Genomic DNA, 22,255 nt, shown 5'->3' on the forward strand with positions numbered 1-22,255 from the left:
CGTAGAGTCCCCTGTCACGCCTATGCCGCGCCATGTCCCGACTGCCCCGCGCCCTCGCCCGCTTGATCCTGTCCGCCCTGCTGGCATGCCTGCCCGCCAGCTTCGCGGCCCGCGCCCAGGGCGCCGACGAATTCGATCAGGCCTATCAGGCCGAGCTGCGCACCGAAAGCGACGCGCTGCGCGCGCGCGTCGCACGCCTGTCGCCCGCCGTGCAGGCGCAGAACAAACAGGTGGCGCAGGCGATCCTCGCGGGCGACTGGCCCGTCGCCGAACGACTGGGCGCGGACATGGCCCGATTGGATCCGGCCAATGCCGACATCCGCCACTTCCAGGGCAGGCTGCTGGCGTTGCAGAAGCGCTATGCGCCGGCCATCGAGAAATTCGACGAGGCCATCGCGCTGGACGCCGGCAACCGCTGGTTCCTGGTCAGCAAGGCCGGCGCGCAGGCGGATGCCGGCGATCTGGCGGGCGCCCTGCGCAGCGCGCAGACCCTGTGCGAACGCTTTCCCGACTGGAGCATCGGCCACAACCTGCGGGCCGCTCTGCTGGACGGCCTGGACCGCGCGCCCGAAGCGCTGGCCGCGTATGAGCGCGCCATCGCCGCGAACCCCGCCAGCGCGCAGATACGGGTCAACCAGGGCATGCTGTTGCGCCGGCTGGGCCGCCTGGCCGACGCACGCGACGCGTTCGACGCCGCGCTGCGGCTGCAACCGGACTATGCGCGGGCGCAAGCCGAGCTGGACAGCCTGCCCGCGCGCTAGCGTCGTCGGGTCGGCGCCAGGCAAACAGCCAACTGCGCCCGGCCGCCGCGCCCCTCACAGGCGCAGCATGAAACCCCGGATATCGTCGGCGATGGGCACCATGGCCAGCAGCATCAGCACGATCGCCAGCGGCAGGGTCGAACCGAAGCCCACATGGAAGAACGCATAGGCGCCGGCCACGCCGCCAACGAAGAACAAGCTCACCATGCAGGACAGCACCCGCAGCTTGGCGCGGTCCGCGCGCACGGGAACGCGCTCGTCGCTCTGGCCGGCCGCATTCCAGTAGAACAGCTTGCCCAGTTCGATGCCGATGTCCGTCACCATGCCGGTCACGTGCGTGGTGCGGATCTCGGACTTCGACACCTTGGTGATCATCGCGTTCTGCAGGCCCATGATGTAGCAGAGCAGCATCACGGTCGCCGGCAGGTAGAACCAGCGCAGCTGCTCGATATTCGCGCCCAGCAGGCCGAAGGCCAGCAACAGCACCGCCTCCAGCAGCAGCGGCAGGGCGTACTCGCTGGCCAGCCGCGAGCGGCGGCCGAAATTGATCATGAATGCGGAAGACGCCGCGCCGGCCAGGAACGACAGCAGCGCCGCCAGGCCCTGCAACACCACCAGCAAACCGCCCACCGCCAGGTGGTCGGCCATCATCGAGACGATGCCGGACATGTGCGAGGTGTACTGCTGCACGGCCAGGAAGCCGCCCGCGTTGACCGCGCCGGCGACGAAGGTCAGCACATAGGCCAGGTGGCGGTTGGCCTCCGGGCTGCGCTGCGCGGCGGTCAGCTTGCGTAGATAGGGAATGGGCACGGGCGCGCCTCGGGGTGACGGACAGTCGGGAAGAACATGGCTACCATTCTAGGCTCACGGGCGCCGCCATGGCGCGCCCTGCCCGGAATCCCGGCGGCCCGTCCCGAACGCGCCGCAACGCCAGACCCAGCATCCGTCCCGACATGCCCATACATCCCGCCACGCTTTCCGACCTGCCGCAACTGGCCGCGCTGGCCCTGGCCTCCAAGGCCGTGTGGGGCTACCCGCCCGAGCTGCTGGCGCAATGGCGCGACGACCTGACGCTTACGCCCGCGGACCTGGGCCGCTGGCGCGTGCGCCTCATGCGTGACGAGCAGGGCATCGCAGGCTTCTATGCGCTGGCGCCGGATGCGGCGGACTGGCGGCTGGAGCATCTGTGGATCGCGCCGCGCGCCTTGCGACAGGGGCTGGGCCGGCGCCTGCTGGCGCATGCCGCCCGCGTGGCGCGGCTTGCGGGCGCGCGGGAGATCGCGATCGAGGCCGATCCGCAGGCCGAGCCTTTCTATCTGGCGCAAGGCGCGGTGCGCGTCGGCGCGCGCGCCGCGCCCATTCCCGGCGAACCCGGACGCGCGCTGCCGCTGCTGCACCTGCCGCTGAACGGCGGCGCGCGCGCGTCCTTCGGCCAAGCGCGCTAGGCCAGGCCGGCCTCGCGCAACTGCTGGCGCCGGTACTCGCCCTGGCGCACGTGCATCCAGCCCGGATACTCCGGCGGCAGGGCGCTGACCTTGTCCAGCTCGGCCAGCTCGTCCGCCGTCAGCGCCAGCCCGACGGCGGCCAGGTTGTCGTCCAGCTGGTCGACCCGCTTGGCGCCGATGATGACCGAGCTGACCACCGGCTGCGCCAGCAGCCAGGCCAGCGCCATCTGGGCCGGCGACACGCCGCGCGCCTCGGCCAGGCGGCGCAGCACGTCGACGCAGTCGTAGGCGCGGTCACGGTCGACTGGCGGGAAGTCGAATTCCAGGCGCCGGCTGCCGGCGTCACCGCCGCCATCGCGCCCGTACTTGCCGCTGAGCAGGCCGCCGGCCAGCGGGCTCCAGACCATCAGCCCGACGTTCTCGCTCTGGAGCATGGGCACCAGTTCCCGTTCCAGGTCACGGCCCGCGACGGTGTAGTAGGCCTGCAGCGACTCGAAGCGCGCCAGGCCGCGGCGCTCGGCAATGCCCAGCGCCTTCATGATCTGCCAGGCCGACCAGTTCGACACGCCGACGTAGCGCACATGGCCCTGGCGCACCAGGTCGTCCAGCGCGCGCACGGTTTCCTCGATCGGCGTGGCCGGATCGAAGCCATGGATCTGGTACAGATCGATATGGTCGGTGCCCAGCCGCGCCAAGCTGCGCTTGACGCCTTCCATGATGTGATAGCGCGAGTTGCCGCGCGCATTGGGGCCGGCGCCGGTCTGGCCGAACACCTTGGTGGCGATCACCACCTCGTCGCGCGCCACCTTCAGGTCGCGCAGGGCCTGGCCGGTGATGGTTTCCGAACGGCCTTCCGAATACACGTCCGCCGTGTCGATGAAGTTGACGCCGGCCTCCAGGGCGCGCCCCACCAGGCGGTTGGCCTCTTCCTGCGGCAACTGGCCGATCTTGCTCCACAGTTCGCCCTGACCGCCGAAGGTCATGGTGCCCAGGCACAGTTCCGAAACGAACAGGCCGGTGTTGCCGAATTTCTTGTAGCGCATGCGAATACTCCAGGTAGGGTCCGGCGGATGCGCCGCCCCGAAATGGCGCGGCGCATCCGCGAAAACCGGATCAGTATGCGGCGGCGGTCGGACCGGCGCGATGCCGGATCCTGCCCTTTTTTTGCCCGATCCTGCCTCGTCCCGGCGGCTCGTCCGCCTTGCGCCCATTCCTCCGCGCCTTCTGCCTATTTCTCCGGATTCAATCTCCCTGATTGGAAAGAGGCCCCCGGCCAGGAATACACTGACCGCACCCGATCCTGCCGCCAGCGTTCCTGTCGCTGGCGCGCGCCCGCCGCGATCCGCCTTTCTCCGCCGACATGATCCCTGCCCAATCCTCCACCCTCGCCACCGCCTCCGCCCGCGCCGAAGTGCTGCGCCTGCTGGACCGCATGACGGGCACGCTGGAAGGCTCGATGGAAACATCCATCGACGGCCTGCACCTGCACCGCCTGTCCCAGCCGGTCGGCCCCAAGCCCGCTTTCCAGGCCGCCGCGCTGTCGGTCATCGCCCAGGGCACCAAGCTGCTGCTGGTCGGCGACGAAGCCTACGAGTACGACCCCTTCCACTACCTGATCTCGTCGGTGGACCTGCCGGTGGTCGCCAAGGTGTCGGTGGCCAGCCCGAGCCGGCCCTACCTGGGGCTGCGGCTGGACCTGCATCCCGAGGCCATCACCGCGCTCATCAGCGACGAGAACCTGCCGCCCGCGCCGCCGTCCGACACCTCGCGCGCGCTGAGCGTGAATCCGCTGGACGACACGCTGCTGGACGCGCTGCTGCGGCTGCTGCGCCTGCTGGACACCCCGCGCGACATTCCCTTCCTGGCGCCGATGATCAAGCGCGAACTGCTCTACCGCCTGATGATGGACGGCCAGGGCGCGGCGCTGCGCCAGACGGTGCTGCAGGACAGCCAGCTCAATCGCGTGGCCAAGGCCATCCGCATCCTGCGCGACAACTACGCCCAGCCCCTGCGCGTGGAGGACATCGCCCGCGATGTGCACATGAGCGTGTCCTCGCTGCACCATCATTTCAAGCAGGCCACGGCCATGAGCCCGCTGCAATACCAGAAACACCTGCGCCTGCAGGAGGCGCGACGCATCATGCTGGCCGACGACGCCGGCGTGGCGCTGGCCGCGCACGCGGTCGGCTATGAAAGCTCATCGCAGTTCAGCCGCGAATACAGCCGCCTGTTCGGCGCGCCGCCGCTGCGCGACAAGCAGCGCTGGCGGGACGAGGCGACGCAGGCGCCGGCCTGAGCGATCGCCTCGTGCGCCCCGAGGCGCCATCACGGCGCCTCGGATCCGGATCTAGGGGATAGCCCCAATTCTTGATTTGACAACGTTACCATTAGACTGCCGCCCATCGGATGACAACGTTACCAAATCAGAGTTTCCCTCTGGCAACCCTCCTTTCGGCGGCCGCATGAACCCCTTCCTGGAATCCCTGCTCGACACCCCCCTGGACGACAGTTACCGAGGCGTGCCGCCCGGCACGCCCCCGGTCGCGCTGCGCGACGTGGCCAGTCGCGGCTGGCGGCCGCGCGATGGCGACATGGCCCTGCCGGTGCTGACGCTGGACGAAGCCGCCTTCGCCCACAACACCGACAAGATCTTCCGCTACGTCCATGGCCACGGCGCCGCGCTGGCGCCGCATGCCAAGACGCCCATGTCGCCGCAGATCGTGCAGCGCCTGCTCGACGCCGGCGCCTGGGGCGCGACGGTCGCCAACCTGCAACAGGCCGCCGTGCTGCTGCGCGCCGGCGTGCGCAGGCTGATGCTCGGCAACGAGATCGGCGGCCTGGCCAGCGGCGCTCGCCTCGGCCGGCTGCTGGCGGCCTATCCCGACGCCCGCCTGCTGGCCTTCGCGGACTCCGCCGACACGGTGCGCGCGCTGGCGGCCGCGGCAGGGGAAGCCGGACGGCCGGTAGACGTGCTGGTCGAAGTCGGCGGCGGCCGCGCCGGCGCGCGCGACGCGGCCGGCGTGCGCGCCATCCTGGATGCCGTGCAGGCCCAGGGCGGCAAGCTGTCGCTGGCCGGCGTGGCCACCTATGAAGGCGCGGTCGCCTCGTCCGACCCCGAGGCCACGCGCCGCAATATCGCGGCCCTGATGGCGCGCGCGATCGACGCGCTGCATCAGGTCCGCGCGCTGGCGCCGGCCGCGCCGCTGGTCTTCACCGCCGGCGGCTCGGCCTTCTTCGACCAGGTCACGCAGGCGCTGGCACCCGCATTGCGCCAGGATGGCAACACGCTGCTGGTGCTGCGCAGCGGCGCCATCTTCTTCCATGACCACGGCGTGTACCGCCGCGCGCTCGACGCCATGGATCAGCGCGCCGGCTTCGAGTTCGGCGGCGAACGCCATAGCGCGGCGGACTTCCAGCCGGCGCTGCGGCTCTGGGGCGAGGTGCTGTCGCGTCCCGAACCGGACCTGGCCATCTGCGGCTTCGGCATGCGCGACGTGTCCTACGACCAGGATCTGCCCACGCCGCTGGCCGCGTACCGCGACGGCCGGCCGGTGGCGGGCTGGAACGCGGATGCCGCCCGCGTCGCCAAGCTGAACGACCAGCACGCTTTCCTGGCCCTGCCGGCCGATAGCACGCTGACGCCCGGCGACGTGATCGAGTTCGGCATCTCGCATCCGTGCACCTGTCTGGACCGCTGGCGCGTGTTCTTCGGGCTGGACGCCGACGGCCGCGTGAGCGGCGCCTACCGCACCTATTTCGGTTAAGCCATGCAGCAGCTGAATTTCCAACAGATCTGGCGCTATCGCGAACAGCTCTGGCAGGGCTTGCAAGTCACGCTTGAGCTGACGGCGATCGCCGTGCTGGCCGGGCTGGCGATCGGCCTGGCGGGCGCGCTGCTGTCGCGACACGGTCCGCGTCCGGCGAAGTTGGCGCTGCGCGCCTATGTGGAAGTGTTCCGCAATACACCCTCGCTGATCCAGCTGTTCGTGGTCTTTTTCATCCTGCCGGGCCTGGGCCTGAAGCTGCCGCCCTTCGCGGCGGCGGCCGTGGCGCTCAGTCTGTACTTCGGCGCCTATGCGACCGAAATCCTGCGCGCCGGGCTGGACTCGATTCCGCGCAGCCAGATCGAGGCGGGCCACTGCCTGGGCCTGAGCAGCTGGCAGGTCTACCGCCACATCGTGCTGGCGCCGGCGCTGCGCAACGTCTACCCGGCGCTGGGCAGCCAGCTGGTGATCCTGCTGCTGGGCACCTCGCTGGCCTCGCAGGTTTCGGCCGAGGATCTGTTCCACGCCGGCAGCTTCATCGAAAGCCGCACCTACCGCAGCTTCGAGGTCTACGCGGTGATCTGCGCCCTCTATTTCGGGCTGGTGCTGATCGTCAAGGCCATCCTGGCGCTAGCCGCGAGCCGCGTCTTCACCTGGCCGGTCCGGCGCTAGGAGAAAAAGATGAGAACGTTCTCCTGGGCGGACTTCGCCTCGCTGTTCGCCGCCATGCAATGGACCGTGGCGCTGGTGTGCATCGCGCTGGCCGTGGGCGCGCCGCTGGGCCTGGGGCTGGCGCTCCTGCGCGGCCACCGCCTGGCGCCGCTGCGCTGGCTGGCGGCGGCGCTGCAACAGCTGGTCCAGGGCGTGCCGCTGCTGGGCCTGCTGATGTTCTTCTACTTCGGCATGCCGGTGTTCCTTGGCGTCGAAGTCCCCGCGATCGCGGCGGTCAGCGTGGCCTTCATCATCTACGCGGCGGCCTTCCTGGGCCAGATCTGGCACGGCGGCATCCAGGCCGTCAAGCACGAGCAATGGGAAGCCGCCGCCTGCCTGGGTCTGTCGAAGTGGCATCAGTTCCGGCACGTGATCGCGCCGCAGGCGCTGCGCCTGTCGCTGCCGCCCACGGTGGGCTTCCTGGTCCAGCTGATCAAGGGCACCTCGCTGGCCTCGGTGGTGGGCTTCGTCGAACTCGCGCGCGCCGGCCAGATCGCCAGCGCCGCCACCTTCCAGCCGCTGCTGGTCTATTCATGCGTCGCGCTGCTGTACTTCGCGGCGTGCCTGCCCCTGACGATGTGGGCGCGTAACCTGGAGGACCGCCTGCATGGCGCTCGTTGAAGTCCGCAACATCCACAAGCGCTTCGGCGCCAACCACGTGCTCAATGGCGTGTCGCTCGACATCGACGAGGGCGAGATCGTCACCATCATCGGCCGCTCCGGCTCGGGCAAGTCCACGCTGCTGCGCTGCCTGAACGCGCTGGAGAACGTGGACGACGGCGAGATCCGCGTCGGCGGCGAGCATGTCCACGCCGCCATGCCCGGGCTGCGGCAATTCCGCCAGCGCGTGGGCATCGTGTTCCAGCAGTTCAACCTGTTTCCGCACCTGAACGTGGAGCGCAACATCACGCTGGCGCCCGTGCTGAACGGCCGCATCAGCAAGCCGCAGGGCCGCGAGCTGGCGCTGGACGTGCTGCGCCGCGTCGGACTGGCCGAGAAGATCGACGCCTGGCCCGCCCTGCTGTCGGGCGGCCAGCAGCAGCGCGTGGCCATCGCCCGCTGCCTGGCGATGGCGCCGGCGCTGATGCTGTTCGACGAAGTCACGTCGGCGCTGGACCCCGAGCTGGTGGGCGAAGTGCTCAAGGTCATGGAAGACATGGCGCGCCAGGGCATGACGATGGTGCTGGTCACGCACGAGATGGCCTTCGCGCGCAACGTCGCGTCCAAGGTCGTGTTCATGCACCAGGGCCGCGTCTGGGAGCAAGGCCCGCCCGCCGAGCTGTTCGCCCATCCCCGCACGCCCGAGCTGCGCCAGTTCATCGGCACGGCCGCGTCCGCCGTCCACTGAAAGCAACACCACGCCATTCCCTCCCGGAGACATCGCATGAAACTGTACGCAAGACTGGCCGCCGCGGCCGCCTTCTGCCTTTCCCTGGCCGCGCCCGCGTCGGCCGCCGACAAACTGCAGGACGTGCTGGGCGCGGGCAAGCTGCGCGTGGGCGTGCTGATGGACGCCGCGCCCTGGGGCTTCAAGGACGCCAAGGGCGAAGCGGCCGGCCTGGACATCGATCTGGCCCGGCTGATGGCTGCCGACATGGGCGTGAAGCTGGAGCTGGTGCAGGTCACCGGCGCCAGCCGCATCCCCAGCCTGCTGGCCGGCAAGGTCGACGTGCTGATCGCCGCCGCAGGCGCCACGCCCGAGCGGGCGCAGCAGGTCATGTTCTCGCAGCCCTACGCGGCCGTGAACCTGGGCGTGTACGGCGGCGACGCCATGCCGCAAGCCAAGACAGTCGAAGAGCTGAAGGACCGCAGCATCGCGGTGGCCAAGGGTTCGACGCTGGACATCTGGCTGACCGACAACGCGCCCGGCGCCCGCCTGGTGCGCTTCGAGGACACGCCCTCGGCGGTCGCCGCCTATCTGGCGGGCCAGTCCGAGTCCTTCGCCGAGAACAGCGCCATCGCGCTCAAGGTCGCCGACGACAACCCCGCCAAGGCGCCGCAGCTCAAGTTCCTGATCCGCCAGTCGCCCGCCCACGCAGCGGTCCAGCAAGGGCAGCAGAACCTGCTGAACTGGATCAACACCTTCCTCTTCTACAACCGCCTGAACGGCAAGCTGCCCGCGTTGCAGACCAAGTGGTTCAAGGAAGCCCAGACGCTGCCGCAGATGTGAGCGCCCCCGAATCCAGACACGAGAATCCATCATGATCAAACGCTACAAATCCGGCTCGCGCATGAGCCAGGCCGTGACGTACAACGGCTTCGTCTTCATCGCCGGCCAGGTCGCCGACAACCGCCAGGGCACGCTGGAATCGCAGACCCGCGAGGTGCTGGCCAAGATCGAGGCGCTGCTGGCCGAGGCCGGCAGCGACAAGTCCCGCCTGCTGGCGGTGGACGTGTTCCTGCCTGCCATCGGCGATTTCGACGCCATGAACCGCGTCTACGACGCCTGGGTGGACCCGGCCAACCCGCCGGCGCGCGCCTGCGTCGAGGCCCGCCTGGCCGATCCCGACCTGCGCGTGGAAATGACCGCCATCGCCGCGCTGCGCTGAGCGCCGCGCCCCTCCCACTCCCACGCGCCGCCCGGCGGCGCAGCAGCCCCCTATGCACACCGGCCTGTTTCACGAGATCGATTTCGACGCCGACGGCAAGACGCTCAGCTTCCTGGGCACGCCGTATTCGGTGGACCGTTCCCCCTATTACCAGATCAAGACCCCGGTCTGCCGCATCCGCAATGGCCAGGGGCCGCGCGTGCTGCTCATGGCCGGCAACCACGGCGACGAGTACGAAGGCGAGATCGCGCTGGGTCGCCTGATCCGCCGCCTGGACCCGGCCCGCGTGCGCGGCGAGATCACGATCCTGCCCATGGCCAACGTGCCGGCCGTGATGGCGGCGCGGCGCCGCTCGCCGCTGGACAACGGCAACCTGAACCGCGCCTTCCCGGGCTCGCCCGGCGGCACGCCCACCGAGCGGCTGGCGCATTTCCTGGAGCATGAGCTGTTTCCGCGCCACGACGTGGTCTTCGACATCCACTCCGGCGGCACGTCGATGGCGCACCTGCCCACCGCGCTGATCGAAAAACAGGTGGACCCGGCGCGCATGGACCAGGCGCTGGCGCTGCTGGCCAGCCTGGGCATGGACCACGCCTTCATCGCCACCAACGGGCGCGACGCGCCCACCTCGATGGCGGCCGCCGCCCGCGCGGGCGCCATCGGCATCAGTGGCGAATTCGGCGGCGGCGGCACGCTGACGCCGGCCACGCTGGCCGCGACCCAGCGCGCCATCGACCAGCTGCTGCTGGCGCTGGGCGTAATCGACGCCCCGGTGCTGGGACCGCACGCGCCGGCCGACGGCGGCATGCAGCTGCTGGCCCTGGACAGCCACGCCCAGGCCATCTTCGCCACGCGTCGAGGCTGGTTCGAGCCCGCCGTGGACATCGGCGCCCAGGTCAGCGCGGGCGATCTGGCGGGCTACTATCACGACTTGAATCGCCTGGACGCGCCCGAGGAAGCCCTGCGTTTCGGGGTATCGGGTATCGTCATATCCCGGCGGCTGCACACCGACAGCGAAGCCGGCGACTGCCTGATCCAGGTGGCGCGCCCGGTCGAGCAAGCTGATATCCTGGCGGCCGCCTGACTCCGGCCCCGACCCACACGACTCCCACCAGCATGAGCGACCGGCACGCGCCCTCCTCCGCCCCCACCCACGACGACGTCCTGCGCCTGCGCCCCGACGCGCCGCCGCCGGCGCCGCGCGCGCTGCCGCCGGCCAAGCCGCCGCGCATCGAGGAAGTGGCCAGGCTGGCGGGCGTGTCGCCGATCACGGTGTCGCGCGCGCTGCGCCAGCCCGAGAAGGTCGCCAAGGACAAGCGCGAACGCATTCTGCAGGTGGTGGCGCAAACCGGCTACGCCTCCAACCCGCACGCGCGGGCGCTGCGCTCGGGCCAGTCCAGCGTGGTGGCCGCCTTCGTCTCCAACATTTTCAGCCAGCAGTTCGCGCTGGCCGTGCAGGGCTGCGCCGAGGTGCTGGAACCGCAGGGCTATCAGCTGATGGTGGGACAGACCTCGTACTCCTACGCCAAGGAGACCAGCATGATCGCCTCGCTGCGCGCGCTGCGGCCGGCGGCCGTGCTGTTCACCGGCGTCATCGAGCTGGAAGAGAACCGGCAGTCGCTGCGCGAACTCGGCATTCCCATCATGGAAACCTGGGCCTATCCGCGCGATCCCATCGACATGCTGGTCGGCCTGTCCAACTACGACGCCGGCTTCATGGCGGCCAGCCATCTGGCCGAGCGCGGCTACCGGCGCGTGGCGTTCATGGCCCGCCACGGCGGCCGCGGCGAATTGCGCCGCCAGGGCTTCGCGGCCGCGGCCGCGCAGCGCGGGCTGGAGGTCGTCGCCGAACTGGCCGTGGACAATCCGCAGACCATCGCCGATGGCCGGGCCGCGCTGGCCCGGCTGCTGTCGCAAGGCGGCAAGTTCGACGCCGTGTTCTGCGCCAACGACCTGCTGGCCGTCGGCGCCATGTTCGAAGCGCGCGACCGCAAGCTGGCCGTGCCGCGCGATCTGGCCGTGCTGGGCTTTGGCGAAACCGATATCGCCGGCGAGATCCAGCCCGGGCTGACCACCATCGGCGTGGACAGCCTGGACCTGGGCCGACGCGCCGGCGAAATGCTGCTGCAGCGCCTGGGCGGCGGCATGCCGGCCCATCCTCACCAAGTGATGCCGCTGCGCATCCACGCGCGCGCCAGCGTCTGACCCCGCCCCTCCGGCGGGACGGGCGCCCGCCCCTGGCCTGGGTATATGCTTGCCGGACCGTTGTCCCATTTTCAGAACGGCAGGAAAACCCATGCACGACTTGAACGACCTCTATTACTTCGTGCAGGTCGTCCGGAACGGCGGCTTCGCGCCCGCCGGCCGGGCGCTGGGCATACCCAAGTCGCGACTGAGCCGGCGCATCGCGCTGCTGGAGGAAAGGCTGGGCGTGCGCCTGATCCAGCGCTCGACCCGCAGCTTCGCGGTCACGGAACTCGGCCAGGAATACTACGAGCAGTGCCTGTCCATGCTGGCCGGCGCCGAGGCCGCCCAGGAAGTCATCGACCGCACCCACGCCGAGCCGCAAGGCACCATCCGCCTGAGCGCGCCGCCGGCGCTGATCCACTATTTCCTGGGCGAGCTGATCGCGCGCTTCATGGTCAAGTGCCCGAAGGTGCAGGTCTACCTGAAGAGCTTCAGCCGTCCGGTGGACGTGCTGCGCGAGGGCTACGACCTGGCCGTGCGGGTACGCTTCGGACCCATCGAAAGCAGCGACCTGGTCATGAAGCCGCTGGGCATCAGCGGCCAGCGCCTGGTCGCCGCGCCCGCGCTGGCGCGCGCCGTGGCGCAGCCCGCCGACCCGAGCGCGCTCGGCCAGCTGCCGACGCTGGCGCTGGGCATCGACGGACGCGAAAGCCACTGGAAGCTGGACGGGCCGGACGGCGCCCGCCTGAGCGTGCCCTTCTCCCCCCGCCTGGTGACCGACGACATGATGGCGTTGAAACAGGCCGCCGTGCAGGGCGTGGGCGTGGCGGCGCTGCCCCTGCTGATGATCCGCGAGGAACTGGCGGACGGCCGGCTGATCGACGTGGGCCGGCCCTGGGCGCCCGAGCCGGGCAGCGTGCATGCCGTGTTTCCGTCACGCCGGGGTCTCTTGCCCGGCGTGCGCGAGCTGCTGGATTTCATGGGCGCCGAATACCAGAAGCTGGCCCGGCGCGAACGCGAGGAATGCCGGGAGCTGGGCGAACGCCCCTAGCCCGGCAGTGGGCTTGCCTGCCTGTCGCGGACTGCCGGGTCTGTCCAGATCCGGGCCTCGGGCCCGGACAGCGTCCTGCGGATAGGACGCTGCGGCCGGTTTTCGACGGCTACCGCGGCGGCGGACCGGATTCTAGGATGAAGCCTCATTCTTCTTTTCGGAGTCCGCCATGACCACCCCCGCCAACTTCAACGGCCAGCGCCCCGTGATCGATCCCGACGACGCCGCCATGCTGCTCATCGACCACCAGAGCGGCCTGTTCCAGACCGTGGGCGACATGCCCATGCCCGAGCTGCGCGCCCGCGCCGCCGCCCTGGCCAGCATGGCCACGCTGAGCAAGATGCCCGTCATCACCACGGCCTCGGTGCCGCAAGGCCCGAACGGCCCATTGATTCCAGAGATCCACGACAACGCGCCCCACGCGCAATACGTCGCGCGCCGGGGCGAGATCAATGCCTGGGACAACCCGGAATTCGTCGCGGCGGTCAAGGCCACGGGCCGCAAGACCCTGATCATCGCCGGCACCATCACCAGCGTCTGCATGGCCTTTCCGTCGATCAGCGCGGTCGCCGATGGCTACCGCGTGTTCGCCGTGGTGGACGCCTCGGGCACCTACAGCAAGATGGCGCAGGAGATCACGCTGGCGCGCATCGTCCAGGCCGGCGTGGTGCCGATGGACACGGCCGCCGTGGCCTCGGAACTGCAACGCACCTGGAATCGCGAGGACGCGGCCCAGTGGGCGCAGGTCTATACCCGGATCTTCCCCGCCTACCAGCTGCTGATCGAAAGCCACGCCAAGGCGCAGGACGTGGCGCGCAACAACGAGGCGCTGGATTCCCAGCGCTGAGCCCGCATCCCGGCGGCGCGGCCGGGCCTATTTCTTGCGGAAGGGATAGGCCTGCTGCGCCAGGAACGTGCCCGGCATGTCGTTGTCCAGGATGCCGTAGTTCTCCGGCAGGCGCCGGCTCACGCCGCGCACGGCGGTGCCGAACAGGTAGTCGATGAAGGACAGGTGCGCCGCGTAGTTGCGGTCGATGGCCTCGTTGTCCGACGAGTGATGCCAGTGGTGGAAGTCCGGCGTCACGATGATGTAGCGCAGCCAGCCCCAGGGCAGCTTGACGTTGGAGTGGATGAGCACCGCCTGGAAACCGACGATGATGATGTAGGCATCCAGCACCGGCTTGGAAAAGCCCAGCGCGAACAGCACGCCCAGCACCGCCACGCGCGTGATCAGCAGCTCGACGATGTGCAGCCGCGATCCGGCCAGCCAGTCCAGTGTGCGGGTGCTGTGGTGCACCGCATGGATGCGCCACAGGAACGGCACCTCGTGATAGGCCCGGTGCGCCGCGTACTGCACCAGGTCCGCCACCAGCACCGCCAGGAACAGCTCCAGCGCGTAGGGCAGGCCGGCGATGGCCTGCTGCAGCGGCTCATACGCGGCCCAGGAGAACAGCCGGTGCACGAAGAAGTTGATGCACAGCAGCACCGCGCCGACCGACAGGTGGTTGAACAGGAAGTGCTTCATGTCCACCTGCCATTCCGTGCGGAACACGGGCTGGCCGTCATACAGCGGGAACAGCTTCTCGAAGATGATGAAGACGGTGCTGGAGGCCAGCAGGTCCAGGATGAACCAGTCCAGGCCCAGGTAGGGATGGTGGCCGGTGTTGGAGGTGGTCACCACGACCTGGCTGCCGCCGGCGGCCACGGCGCCGCATACCAGGGCGAAGGCGGCGATGTTGAGCCAGCGCTGGCGGCCGAGAACGATATTGGCCAGCGCGATGGTGCCCGAGACCAGCAGCGCGCCGAACAGCAGCGCGCGCATCGCGTCCACGGAATAGAAGGCGCGCAGCTCGGGCGTGGTGAGATAGGCCGGGAAATGAAACGCCAGCACGCCCAGCACCGCCAGGATCGCCAGGAACAGCGCGATCACGCCGCTGATCATGCCGGTGCCGGGACGGATGTGCCCGTCCTGCCTGAACAATTCCCAGATCTGGCGATAGATGGGCGCGCGCTGTTTCATTTCATTCCGATGACGACTCCACGGGGCTGCGAGTGTATCGCCGGGACCGCCAGTCAATGTAAGCAAACGTGAGAATACGCGTGCATATCTGCCCCCCAGCCCGATCAAGCGCCGGCTTGCGGCGGGTCAAGTCCGATAAAACTGGCGGATACCCGCAAGATTGACAAGGATTGCCGGTTGCGCTGTCATGGAACGGACACTTCCAAAGCTCTCGCGCGCCCTCCTGGGGGCTCGCGTTTTTCCCTGACCCGGACCCAGCAGAGAGGCCGTCATATGTTCCCTGAATACCGTCAACTCATTACCCAGCTGAAATCCGAGAACGCCCATTTCTCGGCGCTGTTCCAGCGGCACAATGCGCTGGACCAGCAGATCCAGAACATGGAGGCCGGCATCGTCCCGGCGTCCGGCAACGACGTGGAAGTGCTCAAGAAGGAAAAGCTGCAACTGAAGGACAAGCTCTACGGCATGCTTCGGGCCGCCGACGGACACGCCTGAGCGGCTTCACGCCCCGCGCCGGGCACGATCCATGCCCGGCCCTCCTTTCCTCTCCTGATTCGCTCGCCCCGACCTGCGCGACGCCGCGCAAGCGCGGGGCGTTTCACTTGGGCCGCAAGCCGTGCCCGCGCCGCCACGCGTCCCATCTCTCCGATAAGTAAGCCACACTAATCATGGATTAGGATATTTAGATTTTCTAATCCATCTCGCATCGATAGTCTGTCGCCCTTTCCCACAGGTGCGATATGACCCACGCTTTTCTTCCCGGCTTCCTGCTTGGCCTGAGCCTGATCCTGGCCATCGGCGCGCAGAACGCCTTCGTGCTGCGCCAGGGACTGCGCCAGCAGTACGTGTTCGCCGTGAGCCTGACCTGCGCCTTGTCCGACGCGATCCTGATCGCCGCCGGCGTCGCGGGCTTCGGCGCGGCGGTCGCGGCGCTGCCGTGGCTGGAAACCGCGATGCGTTACGGCGGCGCCGCGTTCCTGTTCCTGTATGCCGCCCGCAGCCTGCGCGCCGCGCTGCGCTGCCATCACGACAGCCTGACGCCGTCCGAGAATCAGGCGGCGGGCCTCTGGACCGCGCTCGCCACCTGCCTGGCCTTCACCTGGCTCAATCCGCACGTCTATCTGGATACCGTGGTGCTGCTGGGTTCGATTTCCAGCCAATACGAAGGGCAGAAAACCGCCTTCGCCCTGGGCGCCATCTCGGCCTCGTTCCTGTTCTTCTTCACACTGGGCTATGGCGCGCGCCTGCTGCGGCCGCTCTTCGCGCAACCGAAGGCCTGGCGGGTGCTGGACCTGCTGGTGGCCGTGGCGATGTTCTGTATCGGTCTGGGACTGCTTATCTGAATTTAGATAGAACCCACACTGATCACTATGAAGCAATAGTACTAGCTCTTTGAGAATCGTCTCATATATCTCCCCCCTTGCCCCGTCCATCATGAATCGCTCCACCACATGCGCTTCCCATTCCTGAAGGAATTCAAGGTCATATCGGCATAGGCAATCGCGTCCCTGCTGCGCTGGCGTTCCTTCCCCAATGGGACAAGGAATCCCTACATGCCGTTTCGTATCAATCCGATCATGGCGGGGCTGCTCGTCACCCTGCCCAGCGTGGTCCTGGCTGTCGAGCACGGACAGATCACCGTCAACGACCCCGCGGGCGCCACCACCATCGTCCTGAATCCGGGCGATACCGTCACCCATGCCGGCGCCGGCGCGGCGATCGACATTTCCATCGCGGGCAACAGCCTGAACGCGGACCGGGCCGTCATCACCGCGGGCGACCCCAACACCACGAACAAGTCCAGCGTCGGCCTGCGCGTCAGCGCGGGCGGCGCGGCCACGTTGACCGACAGCAGCGTCTCGAGCGTGGGAGCGGGCCAGAACTCCCATGCGCTGTCGGTCACGGGCGCGGGCAGTTCCATCAGCGCCTTCGACACCACGTTGAGCACTATCGGGGACCATTCGCACGGCCTTAAGGCCGAATCCGGCGCGCAGGTCACGCTGCAAGGCGGCAGCATCGAAACAGCGGGCATTGGCGCGAATGGCATCGACGCGTCCGGCGCGGGCACGCTCGTCAAAGTAGATGGCACGACGATCTCGTCCGCGGACACCTCCTGGATCTCCACCGGAGTCCAGGTTTACCAGGGCGCGCGCGTCGAGCTGACCGACAGCAAGATCTCGAGCCTGGGCGGCGGCACGGGCATCGAGATCTTCAATGCCGACAGCGTCGTCACGCTCGACAACACCGACGTAAGCACGAAGCAGGCGGTGGGCATCACCGTCAGCGGCGGCACGCTGACCATGACCGGCGGCTCGGTATCGTCCCAGGGTGGCGCGGTCTACCTGGGTTCGAACGGCAACGCCAACGCCACCATCCGCGACGCATCGCTGCGCACCGAAACCGGCATAGGCATCAACATCAACGCCGAGAACACGTCCGCCACCCTGGACAACGTCATCCTCAAGTCCGTGGGCGCGTACAGCACCGGCATCTGGATGCCCGCGCTCGGCAACCAGCTGACCGCCAACCGGCTCACGCTGGAATCCGGACTCATCGGCATCGACAGCCGCGCCGGCAACGTCGTCCTGACGGACAGCGCCATCACCACGCAGGGCAAGAACGGCCACGCACTGTACATGTCGATAGACGAAGGCAGCGGCGGCACCATCGAGGCGAGCAACACCACGATCCGGACCCACGGCGACCTTGCCGTAGGCGCCCTGGCCCGCCTGCGCGGCGCGAACATCGTGCTGCGCGACTCGACCATCGACACTTCCGGCACGACCGCGCATGGCCTGTTCGCCAGCGGCGGCGGCAGCGGCATCCGGACATGGGGCACCGCCATCACGACACAAGGCAACAGCGCCCACGGCCTGGCCATGAGCAACAACACGGCCGTCTCGCTGGACAGCACCCGCATCGAGACCGCCGGCGCCGACGCACGCGGCATCTGGACCTATGGAACCGCCGCCAGCGTCAACAACACGCTTAGCCTGGGCAATGGCTCGCGCATCGACACGCAAGACGCGGTGGGCCTGCTGGTGAGCGGCGGCAGCCACCGGATCACGCTGGACCGCGCCGACATCACGGCGCGCAGGGACGGCAGCACTGACGATGGCATGCTGCTATACGCGCGCTCCATCGATGTGACGTCCGGCGGCGTCACCACCACGGTCGAAACCGGCCAGATCCTCCTTGACGCCAGCGCCTCGGCGCTGACCGGCGATGTGTTGATCGAAAGCGGCGCGCTGGACATGGATCTCACGAACGGCTCCACGCTCACCGGCGCCGTCTGGCAGCGCGGAAACGGACGCGTCAACAGCCTCGCGCTGGACGACAGCAGCGTCTGGAACGTGCGCGGCGACTCCACCTTGGGCACGCTCAAGAACGCCGGCACCGTGGCCTTCGCGTCGCCAAGTTCCGGCGCGTTCAAGACCCTGACGGTCGAGAACTACGAAGGCGGCGGCACGCTGTCGATCAACACCCGGCTCGGCGACGACAACTCGCCCACCGACCGGCTCGTGATCGATGGCGGCGCGGCCACCGGCAACACGGGATTGCGCGTCATCAACGCCGGCGGCGTCGGCGGCCAGACCACGCTGGGCATCCGCGTGGTGGAAACCATCAACGGCGGCGTCACCGCCAGCGACGCCTTCCACCTGGACGCCGGCTCCACCGGCTACCGCGCCAGCATCGGCACCGTCGCCCTCAACGGCTATGACTACAGCCTGGTGCGCGGCGGCAACGGTGGCGTGGCCGACGACTGGTACCTGACCTCGGAATACACCGACCCCACCACGCCGCCGGGGCCGACCGATCCCCTCGACCCCATAGACCCGACTGATCCGACCGGCCCCACCGATCCGACCGGCCCCGTCACGCCCACCGACCCGGTCGCGCCGCCGGAAGTCGATCCGTCCGGTTTCAGGAACGTGTCGCCGGAAACCGGCGCCTACGCCGGCAACCAGCGCGCCGCCATGAACCTGTTCTCGCACGGCCTGCGCGACCGCGTCGCCGTCCCCGACGCTGGCGGCGACGGCGGCCGCCTCTGGACCCGCGTCCTGGGCCGCCACGACGGCGGCCTGCGCATGGCCGAGGGCAAGGTCGAGGTCGACACCGACAGCACCTTGCTCCAGATCGGCGGCGACGTATTGCGCACCCGCCTGGGCAGCGCCGGCACGCTGCAAGCCGGCCTGATGGCCGGCTACGGCGATGCCCGCACGCGCTCGGACGCCACGCTGCGCCTGCCTGGCTCCGGCCAGACCGTTCAGACCCGCGCACGCGGCAAGGTCTCCGGCTACTCGGTCGGCCTGTACGCCACCGCCTACGCCAACGACGCCACCCGCCTGGGTGCCTACGCCGACGCCTGGCTGCAATACGGCCGCTACGACAACCGCATCAGCAGCGACCTGGGCGCCGTGCGCTACGACGCCGACGTCTGGTCCGCCTCGCTGGAAACCGGCTACGCCTTGCGGCCCTTCGTCGCCGGATCGGCGCTGGCCGATCTCGTGGTGGAGCCCAAGGCCCAACTGCTCTACAACCACTACAAGGCCCAGGACGCCACGCTGCAGGGCACGCGCATGCAAAGCGGCAAGCGCAACGCCGTCACCACCCGCGCCGGCGTGCGCATCTATCCCAAGGCCGCGCCCGATGCGCCGCAACCGAAGATCCGGCCGTTCCTGGAAGCCAACTGGGTCCACTCGCCCGGCACCCCGTCCGTGCGCATGGGCGCCAACACGCTGGACACGGCCCCGTCTCGCAACGCGCTCGAACTCAAGCTCGGCGCGCAAGGGCAGATCGGACGCAATGTGCAGGTCTCGGCCCAGGCCATCGGCCAGCTCGGCAGCGGCGGCCAGCGTGGCTACGGCGGCATGCTGAACGTCAGCTATCGCTGGTAGTTTCCGTTGGCGGCGCGACGCGGCGCGCCGCCAACTTGGGTAAACCCCTGGTATTTTTGGCGCCAAAATAGATTTATATTTTTGCCAAAACCCATCCGTTTCCCCAAGCTTCGCGGCGCCCGACGCCGCCCCACGCCCATGACCCAGATCACGCAGTTCCCCTTCGTATCCGTATCGGGCGCGCCCGAGGCGCGCGGCCTTTCCTATGGACAGCAGGCGGCGGACCGCGTCCGCAAGAGCGCCGCCATGTACGGCCAGACCCTGGTCTCGCTGGGCTACGACGCCATGGCGCGCGGCCGGCTGATCCAGGGCTTCGCGCGCGAGATCGAGCAATTCGCGCCGCACTACCTGGAGGAAATGCGCGGCATCGCCGCCGGCGCCGGCGTGACGTTCGAAGACGTGGTCATGATCAACGCGCGCACCGAAGTGATCGCCAAGGCCCGCGCCGAAAAGAAAAAAGCGGCCGAGCTGGAGCCGGGCGACGGCTGCACCGGTGCGCTGATCCTGCCCTCGCGCTCGGCCAACGGCCGGCTGATCCACGGCCAGAACTGGGACTGGCGCGCCGAATGCGCCGACACCGCGATCGTGCTGCGCGTGCGCAACGACAACGGCCCGGACATTCTCACCTTCGTCGAGGCCGGCGGCCTGGCGCGCAGCGGCCTGAACGGCGCCGGCATCTCCATCACCGCCAACTACCTGGAATCGGACCGCGACTTCCAGCAGCTCGGCGTGCCGCTGTCGCTGATCCGCCGCAAGGTGCTAGAACAGGAGCATTTCGCGCTGGCCATCAAGGCGGTCAGCACCACGCCGAAATCCTGCTCCAACAACATCATGCTGGGCATGGCGGCCGGTTTCGGCGTGGACTACGAATGCACCACCGACGAGGCCTTCCCGATCTATCCCGGCGCGGACGACCTGATCGTCCATGCCAACCACTGGGTCAGCGAAGTCGCCCTGGGCAAGCTGCGCGACACCGGCCGCGCCAGCACGCCCGAAAGCGCCTACCGCGACTGGCGCGTGCGCCGGCTGCTGAACGAGGCGGCCACGCTGACGCGCGAAGATCTCAAGCGCGCGCTGTTCGACGACTTCGGCGCGCCGTATTCCGTGTGCCGCCCGCCGCGCCCCGGCAGCCACGACAATCTGTCGGCCACGGTGGCGATGGTGGTGATGGAACCCGCCGCCGGACTGATGGAGGTGGCCCCGCTGCCCGCGCTGAACCGCGTCTTCACGCGCTACAGCCTGCAGGACGAACCCCAGCTGCTGCCCGCCGCCTGAACGCGGCCACCATCGGAAACCCGCCCATGAAGACCATCCTGTCCAGCGCCGCGCTGGCGGCCTCGCTGGCCCTGGCCGGCACGGCCCAGGCCGCCGCGCCGCTGCGCATCTCGCTCACCGCCGATATCCGCTCCACCGAGCCCGGCGTCAACCGCGACAGCAACAGCGACGCGGTCGTGCTGCACATCGTCGAAGGCCTGGTGGCCTACGGCGAGGACGCCGAGGTCCGCCCCCTGCTGGCGCAGTCGGTGGACATCAGCCCCGACGGCACGACCTACACCTTCACGCTGCGTGACGGCATCCGGTTCCACAACGGCGCGCCGCTGACGTCCGCCGACGTGCTCTGGTCCTGGCAGCGCGACACCGCGCCCGCCACCGGCTGGCGCTGCGCCAGCGAATTCGACGGCCGCGGCGCGGTCAAGGTGCTGTCGGTGCAGGCGCCGGATCCGCGCACGGTGGTGTACAGGCTGGAGCGCCCCAGCAGCCTGTTCCTGGCCACGCTGGCGCGCACCGACTGCGGCGGCACGGGCATCGTGCACCGGGACTCGGTCAAGCCGGACGGCGCCTGGGACAAGCCCATCGGCACCGGCCCCTTCATGCTGACCGAATGGAAACGCGGCGAGTACATCCGTCTGGCGCGCTACGCCGGCTACGCCAACCGCGACGGCAAGCCCGACGGCTATACGGGTTCCAAAAGACCGCTGGTCGACGAAGCGCGCTTCGTGATCGTGCCGGACGATTCCACCGCCAAGGCCGCCCTGCAGCGCGGCGACATCGACATCATCGAGGACCTGTCCAACAGCGACGTGCCAGTGCTGCGGCAGGATCCCAATGTGCGCGTCGCCTACGCGCCCGTGATGAGCATGACGGCGCTGCTGATGCAGACCCGCGATCCCCTGCTGGCCGATCCGCGCCTGCGGCAGGCGCTGGCGCACGCCATCGATTACGCGCAGCTGGCCGCCGCCGTGACCGAAGGCCTGGCCCAGCCCAATAATTCGATCGTGCCCCTGGTGTCGTCCTATCACGGCGCGGCGCAGCGCCAAGGCTGGCAATACGATCCCGCGCTGGCCGCCAGGCTGGCGCGCGATGCCGGCTACAAGGGCCAGGAGCTGACCATCCTGACGACCAAGCGCTATCCGCAGTCCTACAACTCGGCCGTCATCGTGCAGGCCATGCTGCAGGCGGCCGGATTCAACGCCAGGCTGTCGGTGCTGGAATGGGCCGCCCAGCTGGACCGCTACAACGCCGGCAACTACCAGCTGATGACCTTCCCCTACTCGGCCCGGCTCGACGCCGCGCTGAACTACGAGATGGTGACCGGCGACAAGGCCAAGCAGCCGCGCAAGGTCTGGGACAACCCCGAGGCCGCCAGGCTGATCGAGGCCGCCTCGGCGGAGACCGACCACGGCAAGCGGCAGGCGATCTTCGATCAGCTGCACCGCCTGTTCCTGGCCGACGCGCCCTCGATTCCGCTGTACAACGGCCTGGACATCGGCGCCTTCCGCAGCGACATCAAGGGCTACCGGCCCTGGGCGGTAAAGAAGCCGCGCGCCTGGGAAGTGGAGCGCAGCGGCTCCTAGCCCGCCGGGCGGCG

Annotated in this window: 20 protein-coding genes and 1 pseudogene; 18 read left to right on the plus strand and 3 right to left on the minus strand. The window is 69.0% G+C overall.

Features of this window, described 5'->3' with window-relative positions:
* Positions 1 to 32: 32 nt before the first annotated feature.
* On the plus strand, positions 33 to 761 hold the full coding sequence (locus C2U31_RS27440) for a tetratricopeptide repeat protein (protein ID WP_103275686.1): 729 nt from the start codon (positions 33 to 35) through the stop codon (positions 759 to 761).
* A gap of 60 nt (positions 762 to 821) precedes the next feature.
* On the opposite strand, the pseudogene C2U31_RS27445 reads toward C2U31_RS27440, so the two are convergent.
* Positions 822 to 1,571: pseudogene (locus tag C2U31_RS27445) on the minus strand (YoaK family protein); the annotation flags it as partial.
* A 143-nt stretch (positions 1,572 to 1,714) separates the two neighbouring features.
* On the opposite strand from C2U31_RS27445, the gene C2U31_RS27450 reads away from it, so the two are divergent.
* Positions 1,715 to 2,206 carry a GNAT family N-acetyltransferase gene (locus tag C2U31_RS27450; protein WP_103275688.1) on the plus strand — a complete coding sequence of 164 codons (492 nt, stop codon included), beginning with the start codon at positions 1,715 to 1,717 and terminating at the stop codon, positions 2,204 to 2,206.
* Here C2U31_RS27450 and C2U31_RS27455 read toward each other — a convergent pair.
* Entirely contained in the window at positions 2,203 to 3,249 is a 1,047-nt protein-coding gene (locus C2U31_RS27455; RefSeq protein WP_103275689.1) for an aldo/keto reductase, read from the minus strand. The genes C2U31_RS27450 and C2U31_RS27455 overlap by 4 nt on opposite strands.
* Before the next feature lie 317 nt (positions 3,250 to 3,566).
* Here C2U31_RS27455 and C2U31_RS27460 point away from each other — a divergent pair, with 317 nt between their 5' ends.
* The 11 genes from C2U31_RS27460 (at position 3,567) to C2U31_RS27510 (ending at position 13,315) form a co-directional block, all read left to right on the plus strand.
* Complete coding sequence (locus tag C2U31_RS27460) at positions 3,567 to 4,502, plus strand: AraC family transcriptional regulator (RefSeq protein WP_103275690.1); 936 nt, start codon at positions 3,567 to 3,569, stop codon at positions 4,500 to 4,502.
* A gap of 166 nt (positions 4,503 to 4,668) precedes the next feature.
* Entirely contained in the window at positions 4,669 to 5,970 is a 1,302-nt protein-coding gene (locus C2U31_RS27465; RefSeq protein WP_103275691.1) for an alanine racemase, read from the plus strand.
* Between the two features lie 3 nt (positions 5,971 to 5,973).
* A complete protein-coding gene (locus tag C2U31_RS27470) occupies positions 5,974 to 6,642 on the plus strand; it encodes an amino acid ABC transporter permease (protein ID WP_103275692.1) in 669 nt (222 codons plus the stop codon).
* A 9-nt stretch (positions 6,643 to 6,651) separates the two neighbouring features.
* Positions 6,652 to 7,302, plus strand: coding sequence for an amino acid ABC transporter permease (locus tag C2U31_RS27475; protein WP_103275693.1), 651 nt, complete (start codon positions 6,652 to 6,654; stop codon positions 7,300 to 7,302).
* Positions 7,289 to 8,029 (plus strand): amino acid ABC transporter ATP-binding protein, encoded by a 741-nt coding sequence (locus tag C2U31_RS27480; protein WP_103275694.1) that lies wholly within the window; start codon positions 7,289 to 7,291, stop codon positions 8,027 to 8,029. Before C2U31_RS27475 ends, C2U31_RS27480 begins: the two co-directional genes overlap by 14 nt.
* Positions 8,030 to 8,065: 36 nt before the next feature.
* Entirely contained in the window at positions 8,066 to 8,851 is a 786-nt protein-coding gene (locus C2U31_RS27485; protein WP_103275695.1) for a transporter substrate-binding domain-containing protein, read from the plus strand.
* A 31-nt stretch (positions 8,852 to 8,882) separates the two neighbouring features.
* Positions 8,883 to 9,230 carry a RidA family protein gene (locus C2U31_RS27490; protein WP_103275696.1) on the plus strand — a complete coding sequence of 116 codons (348 nt, stop codon included), beginning with the start codon at positions 8,883 to 8,885 and terminating at the stop codon, positions 9,228 to 9,230.
* A gap of 52 nt (positions 9,231 to 9,282) precedes the next feature.
* On the plus strand, positions 9,283 to 10,314 hold the full coding sequence (locus C2U31_RS27495) for a succinylglutamate desuccinylase/aspartoacylase family protein (RefSeq protein ID WP_103275697.1): 1,032 nt from the start codon (positions 9,283 to 9,285) through the stop codon (positions 10,312 to 10,314).
* Between the two features lie 32 nt (positions 10,315 to 10,346).
* On the plus strand, positions 10,347 to 11,435 hold the full coding sequence (locus C2U31_RS27500) for a LacI family DNA-binding transcriptional regulator (RefSeq protein WP_103275698.1): 1,089 nt from the start codon (positions 10,347 to 10,349) through the stop codon (positions 11,433 to 11,435).
* A gap of 91 nt (positions 11,436 to 11,526) precedes the next feature.
* The gene (locus tag C2U31_RS27505; protein ID WP_103275699.1) at positions 11,527 to 12,468 is read left to right on the plus strand and encodes a LysR substrate-binding domain-containing protein; all 942 of its coding nucleotides are present in this window, start codon (positions 11,527 to 11,529) and stop codon (positions 12,466 to 12,468) included.
* Between the two features lie 169 nt (positions 12,469 to 12,637).
* Positions 12,638 to 13,315 carry an isochorismatase family protein gene (locus C2U31_RS27510; RefSeq protein ID WP_103275700.1) on the plus strand — a complete coding sequence of 226 codons (678 nt, stop codon included), beginning with the start codon at positions 12,638 to 12,640 and terminating at the stop codon, positions 13,313 to 13,315.
* Positions 13,316 to 13,342: 27 nt separating this feature from the next.
* On the opposite strand, the gene C2U31_RS27515 is transcribed toward C2U31_RS27510, so the two are convergent.
* Positions 13,343 to 14,488 carry a sterol desaturase family protein gene (locus C2U31_RS27515; protein ID WP_103275701.1) on the minus strand — a complete coding sequence of 382 codons (1,146 nt, stop codon included), beginning with the start codon at positions 14,486 to 14,488 and terminating at the stop codon, positions 13,343 to 13,345.
* 273 nt (positions 14,489 to 14,761) lie between these two features.
* Here C2U31_RS27515 and C2U31_RS27520 point away from each other — a divergent pair, with 273 nt between their 5' ends.
* The 5 genes from C2U31_RS27520 to C2U31_RS27540 all read left to right on the plus strand — a co-directional run bounded on the left by C2U31_RS27520 (position 14,762) and on the right by C2U31_RS27540 (position 22,241).
* Positions 14,762 to 14,983 (plus strand): YdcH family protein, encoded by a 222-nt coding sequence (locus C2U31_RS27520; RefSeq protein ID WP_103275702.1) that lies wholly within the window; start codon positions 14,762 to 14,764, stop codon positions 14,981 to 14,983.
* 245 nt (positions 14,984 to 15,228) lie between these two features.
* A complete protein-coding gene (locus C2U31_RS27525) occupies positions 15,229 to 15,831 on the plus strand; it encodes a LysE/ArgO family amino acid transporter (RefSeq protein ID WP_103275703.1) in 603 nt (200 codons plus the stop codon).
* Between the two features lie 210 nt (positions 15,832 to 16,041).
* The gene (locus tag C2U31_RS27530) at positions 16,042 to 19,386 is read left to right on the plus strand and encodes an autotransporter outer membrane beta-barrel domain-containing protein (RefSeq protein ID WP_103275704.1); all 3,345 of its coding nucleotides are present in this window, start codon (positions 16,042 to 16,044) and stop codon (positions 19,384 to 19,386) included.
* Between the two features lie 138 nt (positions 19,387 to 19,524).
* On the plus strand, positions 19,525 to 20,661 hold the full coding sequence (locus C2U31_RS27535) for a C45 family peptidase (RefSeq protein ID WP_103275705.1): 1,137 nt from the start codon (positions 19,525 to 19,527) through the stop codon (positions 20,659 to 20,661).
* A gap of 26 nt (positions 20,662 to 20,687) precedes the next feature.
* Entirely contained in the window at positions 20,688 to 22,241 is a 1,554-nt protein-coding gene (locus tag C2U31_RS27540) for an ABC transporter substrate-binding protein (RefSeq protein WP_103275706.1), read from the plus strand.
* The last annotated feature ends 14 nt before the right edge of the window (positions 22,242 to 22,255 follow it).

The organism is Achromobacter sp. AONIH1 (assembly GCF_002902905.1).
In the GTDB taxonomy this organism is placed as follows: domain Bacteria; phylum Pseudomonadota; class Gammaproteobacteria; order Burkholderiales; family Burkholderiaceae_B; genus Achromobacter.